The organism is Psychrobacillus sp. NPDC096426 (assembly GCF_044762745.1).
Lineage (GTDB): Bacteria > Bacillota > Bacilli > Bacillales_A > Planococcaceae > Psychrobacillus.
Genome location: NZ_JBIWEX010000003.1, coordinates 43,885 through 56,880 on the forward strand (window position 1 = coordinate 43,885; position 12,996 = coordinate 56,880).

The window sequence follows — 12,996 nt, forward strand, 5'->3', positions numbered from 1 at the left end:
ATGTCGAAACATATTGTTATCATAGGTGCAGGTTATGGCGGATTACTATCTGCTTTAACTGTTCGTAAATATTTAAACAACAATGAAGCAAAAGTTACAGTAGTAAATCAATACCCAACCCACCAAATCATTACAGAACTACATCGTCTTGCTGGTGGAGCAATTGCTGAACCAGCCATATCAATTCCATTAGAAAAAATCTTCAAAGGCAAAGATATCGACCTTCAAATTGCAAAAGTTGAATCTTTTAATGTGGATAAAAAGCTAGTAAACCTAGTAAATGGGACAACTTTAACGTACGATGCACTTGTCGTTTCATTAGGTAGTCAAACTGGTTTCTTTGGCATCCCCGGCCTAGAAGAAAACAGCATGGTGTTAAAATCGGTTGAAGATGCAAACCGTATTTATAACCATATCGAAAGCCGTATTGCAGCTTATGCTCAATCTAAAAACGAAGCGGATGCAACAATCGTTATCGGCGGTGGCGGACTAACTGGTGTTGAACTTGTTGGTGAAATCGTTGACAACTTCCCTAAAGTTGCTAAAAAATATGGCGTTGACTTCAAAGACATGAAGATCAAACTTGTTGAAGCTGGTCCAAAAATTCTACCAGTTTTACCTGACCAATTAATCGCACGCGCAACAGAAAGCTTAGCTTCTCGTGGCGTTGAATTCTTAACTGGTCTTCCTGTAATAGGCGTTGACAAAAACAAAATTTCATTAAAAGATGGTTCAACAATTAAAGCAAATACATTCATCTGGACAGGTGGCGTTGCAGCTCTTCCTATCGTTGGCGAATCTGGTCTTGCATGTGACCGCGGTAAAGCAACAATCAACGAATACCTTCAATCAACCTCTCATCAGGACGTATTTGTTGTTGGTGATTGCTCAGTTGCATTACCTGGTGATGGTGGTCGCCCATTATACGCACCAACTGCCCAAAATGCTTGGCAAATGGGTGAACTTGTAGGGTTCAACTTATTTGCATACTTACAAGACAAAAAAATGGACGTATTTTCGCCTATAAATTCAGGTACGCTTGCAAGCCTTGGACGTAAAGATGGTGTTGCGATCGTTGGAGGAAACGAAACTCCACTTAAAGGACTTCCTGCATCATTAATGAAAGAAGCAAGTAACATCCGCTACTTATCACATATTAAAGCATTGTATGCTTTAGCATACTAGATTCCTACTTAACCCAAAAAAGAAAGCCACTGTGTCTAAAGTTTCAATGACCATCAGGAAGTAATACAAGCTCAATGAATTTAGAAAAGTGCAAGAATATATTTCCTAAATTCAAATGAACAAAAGATGATTTTCGAGCATGCACTCCCTCTCCCGTTTGGTCATTGTTATTTGGTACCAAAGTTCTGTATGAAACTTTTGGTAGCACAGTGGCTATTATTTATTGCTTTTTTTAATCAATTTCTTTAAATGAACATAGAGAAAAAAATATCTTCAATAAATTTGCCTTGCTAGTTAATACAAATTCTATAAAGATATTTGAAAGGGATACACCTATGAAATTGAATATAAAATGGGCTTTTTTCACAATGATTATCACTATTACCACTGTGCTAGCCGGCTGTGAACCATTATTAGTTTTAGATCCAAAAGGCCCTCAGGCAAAAACCCAAGCTGATGATATTATGTTATCCATCTGGCTCATGTCAGGTATTGTCCTTGTAGTTTTCGCCATCTTAATATTCGTGTTAATTAAATACCGTGCTTCTAAACAAAGTCCAGATTATGAACCTCCTCATATTGAAGGAAGTGCACTTGTGGAAGCAATCTGTAAAAAGCCTAATTTCCTCTTTTCATTCATGTTCACTCTAAACAAAAAAGGAAAGCATTCTGTTTAACACAGAACACTTTCCTATTAAAGAGAAAGAGATTGTATAATCAACCAATTAAATGGAAACTCTATTCAATTATTAAGCTTTTGGTTTTTCTTTACCCATTGAGTCAAATAATTGTGTTGATGATAAAGCGTTAAATGGCATTGATACATTATGTTTAATTCCTTGGTTGTAAGTTGCGATTAAGTCTTTTAATAGAACAGATAATGCAGTTGCTGCTGTCCATTCTGAAACGTCACTCCAGTTTCTAACTACCCAGCTATCCCCTGTACTCACTTTTAATAAGTTTAAAATTTCTTCTTCAGGTAAGTTATAGTGTTTACCTAATTTTAAACCTTCAGCCACCGCATTCATGTTAACACCTAAGATCATGTTATTAACTAATTTTGCTACTTGGCTGTTACCTGGTTCTGTACCATAGTAGAATGTATTAGATCCAATCGCATCAAAGTATGGATTAGATGATTTCACGATGTCTTCTGAACCAGCTGTCATAATCGATAATGTTCCAGCCTGAGCACCTGAAGCACCACCGCTTACTGCTGCACTAATTAATGTTAAATCACTTTTTTCTTCAACTTCTTTACCTAATTGATTCATTGTATCAGGATCAAGTGTACTCATAACAATAACTGTTTTATTTTTAGGCCCGGCAGTTAAAAGACCACCTTCACCAAAAATAACGTCTACAGTTTGTGCATAGTCACGAACCATTGAGATAATTGCTTCGTCGGCTTGTTCGCCTACTTCTTTTATAGTTTCTACCATTGTAATACCAGCAGCTTCTGCTTTTTCGTAAACACCTTTAAATGCATCGTAACCGATTACTTCAAAACCAGCTTTTTTTAAGTTAACTGCCATTGGGAAGCCCATTGTTCCTAATCCGATAAATCCAATTTTTTTACTCATATTTATTTCCTCCAATATCAAATTTTCTGCGTAGAGTCACTCGACCAGTTAGCTATTACGCACTCATTAGATGGTGGCTGCTTCTATGCCAACATTCTGGTTGTCTATGCAACTCCACGTCATTTTCCACTTAACGTATACTTTGTTTTTTATATTAATTAAATCGATCTTATATAAAGTGTTAGCATAAGGTTCTAAATGATTCGTTAGTGTTGAAAAAGTCATTACAAGTATGGAAACTTGCTACAGTAAAATAATTAAGCTAAACCTAAGAGTGTCATGACAACGATAACGGCCATTGCTACCCAGCTGGTAACGCTTATACTGATAAATGCATTTTTGAAAGTGTCTTTCATCGTTAATCCCGTTAAATTGTTAAATATAATCAGGAATCCAGAGTAAGGAACAATTGCTAGAGCTCCAGATCCGACTGCAATAGCGCGGTGAACCGTTGCTGGATCTAATCCCAATCCCAAATAGTATGGGGCAAAATTCGTAACAGCAATACCAATTGCTCCAACAGCAGAAGCAGTAATACCACTAATAATACCTGTACCAATCATTAATGAGAGTACGGGAGGTCCCGGAATTGATTGAATTAATTTAAATACACCGTTAAACGCAGGAACACTTGTTGCAATGCTACCAAATGCAATCGTACTACCCGTTGTAATCGTTGATGTTACCGATTCGTTAGCACCTTGATTTAATACTTCTTTTTGCTGAGCGATTTGTTTACGGAATAATATCGCACTCAAAAGAATCGCAACAATCAAAGCGATAATGATAATGCTGCTCACAGAACTAAATATTAAGATTATGGCTAATAACACGATGATAGGCAGTAAGCTGATAATGAATGATGGAAGCACTCGTGTAGCTGTCACATCACTATTTCCAACCTTTTCTTTCACATTAAATGTCTCGTTATTACGCAAGCTTTTGGATAACGACAATTTCATAAATACTAGTATGAAGACAATTGCTACGATGGAAGTGACGATTCCGATAAGCGGCGCAGCAGTTAGTGTAGTTCCCAAAGCCGTTGAAGGCACAATATTGTGTAATGAAGGTGCCCCAGGTAACATCGTCATCGTGAACGTTGAAGTCCCACCAAACACAGGAATGGCAACTAATTTCCACGAAATATTAAGTTCTCTAAAGATAGGTTTAGCCATAGGAATTAATGCGAATATGATGACGAATACATTAATACCACCGTAAGTAAGAATGGCAGAAATAATAAATAATGCCACTAATGCGTTGTACGGGTTCTTTGTTCCTACTACCGACAATACTCTATTTGCAATGGAAACAGTTGCACCGCTTTTATCCATGTATTTCGCTAATATTGAACCTAATAAGAATATAGTGAAATTTGATGCAACAAACCCAGCAAGTGACCCCATATAAGAATTTTCTTTACCAAATACGGTTTCTAGTATAGGCACATCGTTAAATAGCAACACGACAATCGTCGCTATTGGTGCTGCAATGATGATATTGAACTTTTTAATTATTAAGATAATAATAGTTAGTATACCTAATAATATCCCTAAAATACCTAATATATCCATTTTAACTCTGCCTCTTTTTCTTCTCTAGTTGTTAACGGTATTAAGTAAGCAACTATTTCCCTAAATCATTCATACTTTTTCTAAAATCTATCTCAAAACGTATTGTGGTGCTGTTTATTGTTTAATTTGGTTGCACAGTTAAAGTCCGAATTGATTAAAAAACAACGTTTTTTTAAAAATTAGAGGTATGTATAATTGAGAATTATTTATGGCTTGATTTCTATTAACTAGCACGTTTATGTTCAAACCAAGCTGCTTTAACATATGGTCATTTAAATCTTCTTAGCAGTTTCAATATTATGTCTGTATTTCTAAATCCTTACTTGTTACATTTCTTTGAGGAAAACTTTTTTACCACCTATAGATCATTCAGTACACGCGGGAAGCTCTTCCATGGAATCACAGTTCCAACAATTTCTTCTGGAGTTAATCCAACTGTAAGTCCTGTGTTGAAGCGACTCTGTATCTAGAGTACATGAGAAGTGATTGTGGCAAGCGTACGTTACTGATCAGTTAGCCCTCTCGTGAATAAATATCTCCAAAAACAAATTCAACAATATAACTCTCTAAATCAGATGCATGTTCTTTAAATTCGTCTATCCTATGTAATATCTAAACCTATTTGGAAACGCATTATTTTCCTTGTTGTTTTCCTCCCAAGATGTTATCTGTATTTGACAGTAATACTATAACCAGTTTTCACAAATTCGTAAAATATATATAATTCATGGAACACATTCCTTTTTTTCATGATTGATGAGGTATTTCAGCTGAAATATACTGGATAAATGCACGAACTGCAGGTGAAGCGTATTTCATATTTTTTAAAATAAATCCTAAATTCCAAGGAATACTTGGATTATCGATGGGAATCGCCTTGATTAAATCTTGATCGCCTTATTTCAAATGGGCTTTGGGAAAATCCAAATCCCTAAATTTCCGCCAATCATTCCACTAAAGAACTATGAAATATATACATAATTTGTATTCTTTTCATTCATTTTACTCATACTAATTTGAGATGTAAACTAAATGGGAACACAAATTTAAATTATGGAGGTTTTTATAATGAGTAAAAAAATTGGATTTGTAGGATTAGGTACAATGGGCTTCCCGATGGCCGTTAATTTAAAAAAAGCTGGTTTTGAAGTAATTGGTTATGATGCATTTAAAGGTGTTTATAAGAAGGCAGAAGCTGCAGGAATAACAATGGTAGAGACGTTAAAAGAAGTGGCGGAACAAGCTGACGAAGCGATTATCTCAATGGTTCGTGACTTTAACCAAAATGTTGACATTATTTTTGGTGAAGGCGCTCTATTATCTGCCCAACCTAAAAATAAAACAATTATTGTCATGAGTACACTTGACCCTGAAACAATGAATCAATTAGGAAAAAAAGTCGAAGAAGAAAGTGATTTGAGATTAATTAGCGCTGCGGTAAGCGGTGGTGCTTCAGGTGCTCAAGCTGGAACATTATCGATTATGACAGCTGGTTCAGAAGACATCGTGAAATCTTTTAAGGCCTACTTTGATGCGATTGGATCCAATACATTCTACTATGGCGAGGAACCAGGAAACAGCCAAGTAGCAAAATTAGTTAATAATATGATTTTAGGTATTAACATGAATGCCGTAGCTGAAGGACTTAAATTAGGAAATCACTATAACTTACCCCAAGAAGAGATCTTAAACCTATTAAAAGTAAGTACAGGGGATAGTTGGGTAGTTAGAAATTGGAGCGATATTTCTGAATGGACAGCAGACACTGCCTTGGCTGTTTTACTTAAAGACTTAAAAGCGGCTTATAACGAAGGGCTTAACCATAATGTATTGATGCCGTTCAATGCCTTATCATCTACACAATTATTTGATTCTATGGGAAAAGAGAAACCAGAGGCCAAATAGTTGAATAAAGTTACCACTTAATTGGTTGATTATACAATAATTCTAATAGGAAAGTGTTCTGTGTTGAACAGAATGCTTTCCTTATTTGTTTTGCATGAATTTTAATAAATACATTATTTTAGTAACTAAACCTATTTATACACCTATAAAATTAATCTATTAAATTTGGTCTTGTCTGTTGTGATTCTATTATAAATGTAGCTGAAAATTGTTATATCTATTGGTTTGTACAGCAGCTCAACAGGAGGTATTGCCTCAGGGGATAAACAAGGACTTGCTATTATTGTTATGGATGTTTTTGGGGCGTCAAATTCTCATAGACCACCTTGATTTCATTGACGATTTCTTCGGGAAGGGATGTCTCAACTGTTTTCATTCCCAATTGGGCTCTCCTCGGTTTATAGCGGTGCAGCAACACTCTTGATAGATGTGTCATGACATGGTGGAGCTCGAAAAGGACTCTCAAATAATCCTTTTCGATATATGTATGTTCGGTCACGGTAAACAGATCAACATGCACTAAATTCTCATAGACTGCTAGGATCTGTGGAGCCACAATGACAATATCATCATGAAACAGTATTTTATTATAAGCCTCTAAATGTTGGATCCTGCTTTGAAGGAATTCTTTTTCATCTTCATCATTCACCAGGCAATACAGATCTATATCTGAGTGCTCGTCCTGTTCGCCGCGCCCTATTGAACCTTTTAAGAAAATCGATTGCACCCTGTTGTCTTTCTTCAGACTGTTTACAATTGCATGCACTACATCGTCTAAAATCATCGGGACTCCCTCCTCAAAAAACTAGATATTGCACCATCAGGTATTTTGCAAACTTTCTTTTAAAATGTGAAAAAGGGTTATCTGGAGATCAAAGCTTTCTTAAATTTCGCTATTGACAGCTGCCCCAAAGGTACTCTTAGAAATAACTTCTGTAATCATAAAGCATTGCTGCTAGTGTTATGATTGTGTATGCCAAAGATGTGATAAAAACAATATTAGGTGAAAACTCAAACTTTTGACTTTCCATTCTAATACCTGTGGAACCTTGAATGGTCATATCCAAGTGTCGGGAACCAAGACTACCCTTTGAAGTAAAAAACCAAATAATAATGGTAACTGATAATCCAATTAAAAATGAATAGTCAATGAATTTCGTATGAGTGAAATATGTTATACCGAAACTCAAACCTAATAAAACTAATAAAGTTATAACAATGGTTAGTAATTTTCGTTTCATATTGTCTTCCCCTTTCCGATTCAAGTACTATGTATCTAAAATATATACGATTAAACAAACGTTTAGTTTTACAAATATTTAGTCTTTTTCCATTAAACTAGAATTCTGTATCGGCTATACTAAAACAGACAGTTTTGCTGAGATGTCGTGAACACTTTCCCCAACTCTAACAAACCATCTAGTAAACTAGAATTAATCGTTTACTGGATGTAAGAGACTTGGAGGAAAGCCTAGCCTTATAGGTATCAACTACTTCATCTAAACTTCTAAAACCATTCGTACTGTTTTTAGAATATGACCATCAAAATCATCGTCAAATTCTTCAACTGTGTTAAAACCTTTAGCTTCATAAAAAGTTTTACCTATTTTATTATCTTTTTCTACGTTTATATAAATCTCTCTTACATCTTCTAACATTTTAATCCCTTCTCGTAACAAAGCAGTACCTATTCCCCCTCCTTGATGTTCAGGATAAATATATATTGCCCCTAATTCAACTTCACCTTCATTTTTAACTGGGGAGAAATTAGCAAAACCTACGATGCTATTTTTTACTTCTGCAACAAGTAATAATGAACCATTTAAACGTTTTTCCATCATTTCATCGCTGTATGCTGAGTTTAAAAATTGTTCTTGTATCTCAGATGGGATAATCCCTTCATAAGTCGCATTCCAACTTTTTTGTGCTACATCTTGAACTTTTCCCGTATCTTCTTTTATCATTTTACGAATTATGAAACTCACTTGTACCATCCTCCATATAGTTTTGTATTGTTACAACAGATTCATCTTTAATCGTAAGTGACACATGTACAATAAGAAAAAAAGAGTTACCTGAGCAACCCAATGATTTTAACTAAAGCACTCGGCGTTAGTTAAAATAAGAAACTTATTTTTTACTCGAAGTTGCCTCGAACCATAAATTCCCTTATATCCCCAAAATAGTTTTAATACGGTTATTTTCTTCTTTCTTATCCAAATACTCAAAGAAACCCAGTTGATTCCCCCAAGGGTCAGTGAAAGTTCCCCATTTTGCAGAGACTTCTTCACGTGAGAATATCTCAAAGTTCTCAATTCCCAACTCTTTAACAAGTCTATCTCTTTCGGCAATTATATTAGTAACCCCTAAACGTAAAGGTCCACTACCTTCATAAGGCGTTCCTTCAGCAACTTGCAACCAACAACCAGGTAGGATTTCCCATTCGATGAATCCATCGTGTGGTATTAGATCAGGCTTTTTGTTTAGTAAAATTTCATACCACCTATGACCTTGTTGAATATTAGTTACACGGATTTGATTAGTTATTTCAAAAATCATTTATTTCCCTCCTAGAATTGTATATATCTATAAATTCTAGGAGTCGAGATAATACTCCTTCTTATTCTTAGACTAAACTGCTACGTAGTTCGACCTTCTGATCGATGTCATTTGGCAAATACGGTACTAATAAAAGTTCCTTTAAATTACAATTTTACTTTCTCCTAACAGACCTGTTCTGCAAAAGTCCCCATTTGTTAAAAAAAGACCTCCAAATAACTAGTATATGATAGTAAATGAGTGATGCAATTATCCCAAGACCCATAAAATTAATTGTCTCTGAATTAAATTCAACTGCACCATTTGAAAGTATTAACAAAAAAATAATAGTACTAACAACTCCCGCCAAAATATAACAAACTAAGTTTATAAAATACCTTATACTACCAAATTGTTTTTGGTACTTCACACACAAATTATCAATAATAAACGACCAAATAACACCCGCTATTATTAATATAGGACCCGAGTATGTAGTATAGATAATAAATAGTCCCGAAAGAGAAGTATAAGAAGTATTTGGTTGTCTATTTGAAATAGGCTCATAAGCAAAAACGGCAATTGATATACTTAATAATGCAGTTGCTACTATTCCAATTAAGATACGTTTAACTATTTCAACAAGCACTTATAAAACATCCTTTCGTTTAGTCTATCATTCTATACGTTTGGCAATAATCCCTTTAATCGTACTTTTTAGGAACAATAGATTACTCTTAATCTCAGTCCGGTTATTTCAAAAATATACTACTTTACTTAATTTATTCGACGATACATAATCAATGCTATTAATTTCAAAAAGCGGATAAGATGGATCACCGAAGTCTACCTGATGTTTTGTAAGTAAAAAGACCATCGAAAATGATGGTCTTTTGCTATCCAGTCTGTATCTGATTTATATATAAATTTTCCATGGAAATATATAAGCGTCAGACTGAAGTTCTAGGTGCTATTTATTAAAATTAAAAGAGGATCATCAATCATTTCAACATCTTGAATTATTATGTACAAGATAAATTCAAAATTTGATAATTTTCTTTGTTTCTATTTATCCTTTCTTATACCCTGAAAATAGCTGTGACAATGCGAAACGAAAGCCTCTGAGATTTTTGTTGGGTATGTATATCGATGCTTTAATAAGCCAATCGTACGTGTAAACTTCCCATTTTTAATTTTTAAATGCTTTATTTTATCTTCATATAAATTAACAGATGTTTCAGGTGTAAACGCTGCCCCACGTCCATTTTTTACTAACTGCAAAATCGTTGTTGCTTCTTCTACTTCTACTTGATAAATAGGCGTATATCCTACTGTTTTGCAAAATTGATCCGTAAATTGACGAAAACTGTACTGATCTGTTAATCCGATAAATGATATATTCTCCAATTCCATTAAGTCAATTGTACCTGTTTTAGCCTCTTTAAATGATTTTGGAACAGTTAAAAAAATTTCTTCTTCAAATAATGGCACCCACTCTACATTCGAATGTTCTATTTTTTCTGTTGTAATACACACATCATATTTGCCATTTTCAATAAACTGTTGCAAATTTTCTTTCGATAACGGAACTTGTTGATATTTCACATGTGGATACTCATTAAAAAATATATCTATAATATTTGAAAATGTGTATGGAAGAGTTGTAACTATTGATAAATTACCATTTCCTTCCCCTCGTCTCTCCTCCAATCCACGCTCTAAATTACGTATTACGGAGAAAACATGCTCTGCTTCTCTAAATAAAAAACGGCCATTTTCATTTAATGAAATGTGTTTACCATTACGGAAAAATAGATCCATTTTTAGCTCTGCCTCGAGATTTGTAATCGCCTTGCTTAACGCTGGCTGCGATATCAAAAGTTCTTTTGCAGCTAGTGACATATTTTCTAATTCTGCTGTTATATAAAAGTATTTTAATTTAATTAAGTCCATAGTTCACCTCATTATTTATAACCTAAAGTTATAAGTAAATAATAAATAAGTATTTTTAATTATATCAAAATGAGTATAATATGTACATTGTCACTGATATGTGAACAATTTGTGAATCATACATAATTGTGGACAAAGTATGAACTAAATAGAGGGAGTTGTCGAATATGAGATTAAAAGACAAAGTTGCAATCATTACAGGAGCAGCATCAGGCATGGGACAAGGGGAAGCTATCCGCTTTGCAAAAGAAGGAGCAAAAATAGTAGTAGCTGACTTAAATTTAGAAGGAGCACAAGCAGTGGCTGATGAAATTAATGCTTTTGGTGGGGAAGCTATCGCTGTATCAGTAAACGTTATGAAAACCGAAGATATACTAAATTGCGTAAAAGTAACAGAAGAGACATTCGGCCCAGTTGATGTATTAGTAAATAATGCAGGTGTATTCGATAAATATGCTAAATCATTAGACACGACTTTAGACCAATGGAACTTTTTCATTAATATTAACTTAACAAGTGTGTTCGAATTTTCGAATGCTGTATTACCAAGCATGATCGAACGTGGTACTGGTTCAATTGTTAATATTGCTTCAGTTGCAGGTCTTGTTGCAGGTAAAGGTGGAGCGGCTTATACAGCTACTAAACATGGAGTAATTGGATATACAAAACACTTATCTTCCGAATATGCGCGCTATGGAATTAAAATTAATGCGCTTTGTCCGGGTACAATCGAAACACCTTTAACTAAAGATGTTTTAGCAGATATCCCTAAAGATTTAGTACCAACTCGTACATTTGGACAAGTAGAGCAAGTAGCAGATTTAGCAGTATTTTTAGCATCTGATGAAGCGAAATTCATGAATGGTGCAATTGTTCCAATTGATGGCGGATTCACAATTCAATAATTTCATAATTAAAAGTAGTCTTAACTGATCAATAAATATACAACGGAGGAGCAACAGTGCTTGCTTCTCCATTTTTATGAGGTGGAAATATGAAAAAGCGAGGCAAAATTCACTATGCTTGGTGGATTATGGTAGCAAGTGCTGCGATTTATGCCGCAAGCGTTGGAATTATCGTTAGCTGTGCCGGTTTACTATACCGTGCTGTAGCTGAAGACTTTAATGTAGGTGTTTCTGAAATTAGTTTGTATACATCATTAATGTATTTAACTATCACAATTTTACTACCTTTTGCAGGGAAAGTATTGTACAAATTTGATATACGATATATTTTAACAATTGCTGGTATTATTAACGCACTAGCATTTGGGCTAATGGGTACTTATCATTCGGTTATCCCATTTTATGTTTCGGGAATTGCGTTAGGGATTGGGAGTACATTCTTAATTTACGGTTCGATTCCCTTAATCATGAACAACTGGTTTAAAGCAAAAGCAGGTACTTCTTTAGGTATCGCTATGGCATTTATGGGAGTTGGTGGTGCAGTTTTCGCTCAAATTACAGGTGTTTTGATTGAATCCATTGGTTGGCGTTCAACTTATATCGTATTGGGTATTATTGTAGCAATTCTAATCTTACCATTCTCAATTTTTGTCATTCGTTCAAAGCCAGAACAACTAAATATGACTGCTTATGGTGCCGATGAAGTTGATGATAATGCTTCTAATGTACAAAAAGCACCTGAAAAAGGTGTTTTAAAAGGTGTAGCGATGAAATCACCAGCATTTTATTTAGTACTGTTATTTACAGGATTGTTTGGTTTGGCTTCAACGGTAAGCTTCCACGTACCAAACTTTGTACAATCAGTAGGATTTACAGCTACAATGGCTGCTACAGGAGTAACTTGTGTAACGATTGGTCAAACAGGTGGTAAATTCTTACTTGGGGCAATTAATGATAAATTTGGGATTAAAACCGCGCTATTTGTTGGTATTGGCGGTGGTATGATTGGTGTAGTTGCATTGCTAATTTCGGATTCGTTCGGAATTGGTGTGCTTTATGTTGGTGCATTACTATTTGGTATTGGGTTCTCTGGATCTACCTTACTTCCACCAGTAGTAATTCGAGAAGTGTTTGGCGGACGTGATTATGCATCTATTTATACTACAATTATGTCAGCTTCTACGTTAGGTGTAGCATTCGGTACAACATTATTCAGTTACCTATTTGACTCGACTGGTTCTTACTACATCGTTTTCATTATTGTCATTGTGCTCTTTATTATTACGATTTCTTCTAGTTTATTCTCTTTAAACTGGAAGAAAAAATTAAATTACTAAACATTTAAACACC

General features: G+C 34.7%; 13 protein-coding genes and 1 other annotated feature. Of the genes, 5 read left to right on the forward strand and 8 right to left on the reverse strand.

Going from position 1 to position 12,996, the window contains the following annotated elements; translation table 11 throughout:
- Both ACIQYS_RS03610 and ACIQYS_RS03615 read left to right on the forward strand, forming a co-directional pair.
- Positions 1 to 1,185 carry an NAD(P)/FAD-dependent oxidoreductase gene (locus ACIQYS_RS03610; protein ID WP_402975044.1) on the forward strand — a complete coding sequence of 395 codons (1,185 nt, stop codon included), beginning with the start codon at positions 1 to 3 and terminating at the stop codon, positions 1,183 to 1,185.
- A gap of 335 nt (positions 1,186 to 1,520) precedes the next feature.
- Positions 1,521 to 1,862, forward strand: a complete 342-nt coding sequence (locus ACIQYS_RS03615) for a cytochrome c oxidase subunit II (RefSeq protein ID WP_402975047.1) — start codon at positions 1,521 to 1,523, stop codon at positions 1,860 to 1,862.
- Positions 1,863 to 1,934: 72 nt separating this feature from the next.
- Here ACIQYS_RS03615 and ACIQYS_RS03620 read toward each other — a convergent pair whose 3' ends face one another.
- Both ACIQYS_RS03620 and ACIQYS_RS03625 read right to left on the reverse strand, forming a co-directional pair.
- A complete protein-coding gene (locus tag ACIQYS_RS03620; RefSeq protein ID WP_402975050.1) occupies positions 1,935 to 2,768 on the reverse strand; it encodes an NAD(P)-dependent oxidoreductase in 834 nt (277 codons plus the stop codon).
- A 5-nt stretch (positions 2,769 to 2,773) separates the two neighbouring features.
- Positions 2,774 to 2,902, reverse strand: a sequence feature (23S ribosomal RNA rRNA prediction is too short).
- A gap of 123 nt (positions 2,903 to 3,025) precedes the next feature.
- A complete protein-coding gene (locus ACIQYS_RS03625; protein WP_402975053.1) occupies positions 3,026 to 4,345 on the reverse strand; it encodes a GntP family permease in 1,320 nt (439 codons plus the stop codon).
- A gap of 1,068 nt (positions 4,346 to 5,413) precedes the next feature.
- On the opposite strand from ACIQYS_RS03625, the gene ACIQYS_RS03630 reads away from it, so the two are divergent.
- On the forward strand, positions 5,414 to 6,250 hold the full coding sequence (locus ACIQYS_RS03630; RefSeq protein WP_402975056.1) for an NAD(P)-dependent oxidoreductase: 837 nt from the start codon (positions 5,414 to 5,416) through the stop codon (positions 6,248 to 6,250).
- 286 nt (positions 6,251 to 6,536) lie between these two features.
- Here the strand turns inward: ACIQYS_RS03630 and ACIQYS_RS03635 are convergent, their stop codons facing one another.
- From ACIQYS_RS03635 to ACIQYS_RS03660, 6 genes are all read right to left on the reverse strand, one after another.
- On the reverse strand, positions 6,537 to 7,034 hold the full coding sequence (locus ACIQYS_RS03635) for a nucleotidyltransferase domain-containing protein (protein ID WP_402975059.1): 498 nt from the start codon (positions 7,032 to 7,034) through the stop codon (positions 6,537 to 6,539).
- A gap of 136 nt (positions 7,035 to 7,170) precedes the next feature.
- Entirely contained in the window at positions 7,171 to 7,491 is a 321-nt protein-coding gene (locus ACIQYS_RS03640; RefSeq protein WP_402975062.1) for a hypothetical protein, read from the reverse strand.
- A gap of 258 nt (positions 7,492 to 7,749) precedes the next feature.
- Positions 7,750 to 8,235: a GNAT family N-acetyltransferase gene (locus ACIQYS_RS03645; RefSeq protein ID WP_402975065.1), complete on the reverse strand. Its 486-nt coding sequence runs from the start codon at positions 8,233 to 8,235 to the stop codon at positions 7,750 to 7,752.
- A 184-nt stretch (positions 8,236 to 8,419) separates the two neighbouring features.
- Positions 8,420 to 8,809 (reverse strand): VOC family protein, encoded by a 390-nt coding sequence (locus ACIQYS_RS03650; protein WP_402975068.1) that lies wholly within the window; start codon positions 8,807 to 8,809, stop codon positions 8,420 to 8,422.
- Between the two features lie 154 nt (positions 8,810 to 8,963).
- The gene (locus ACIQYS_RS03655; protein ID WP_402975071.1) at positions 8,964 to 9,437 is read right to left on the reverse strand and encodes a hypothetical protein; all 474 of its coding nucleotides are present in this window, start codon (positions 9,435 to 9,437) and stop codon (positions 8,964 to 8,966) included.
- A 416-nt stretch (positions 9,438 to 9,853) separates the two neighbouring features.
- The gene (locus ACIQYS_RS03660) at positions 9,854 to 10,741 is read right to left on the reverse strand and encodes a LysR family transcriptional regulator (protein WP_402975074.1); all 888 of its coding nucleotides are present in this window, start codon (positions 10,739 to 10,741) and stop codon (positions 9,854 to 9,856) included.
- 167 nt (positions 10,742 to 10,908) lie between these two features.
- Between ACIQYS_RS03660 and ACIQYS_RS03665 the strand changes: the two genes are divergently transcribed.
- The gene (locus ACIQYS_RS03665) at positions 10,909 to 11,646 is read left to right on the forward strand and encodes an SDR family NAD(P)-dependent oxidoreductase (RefSeq protein WP_402975077.1); all 738 of its coding nucleotides are present in this window, start codon (positions 10,909 to 10,911) and stop codon (positions 11,644 to 11,646) included.
- Positions 11,647 to 11,735: 89 nt separating this feature from the next.
- Positions 11,736 to 12,983: an MFS transporter gene (locus ACIQYS_RS03670; protein WP_402975080.1), complete on the forward strand. Its 1,248-nt coding sequence runs from the start codon at positions 11,736 to 11,738 to the stop codon at positions 12,981 to 12,983.
- Positions 12,984 to 12,996 lie beyond the last annotated feature (13 nt).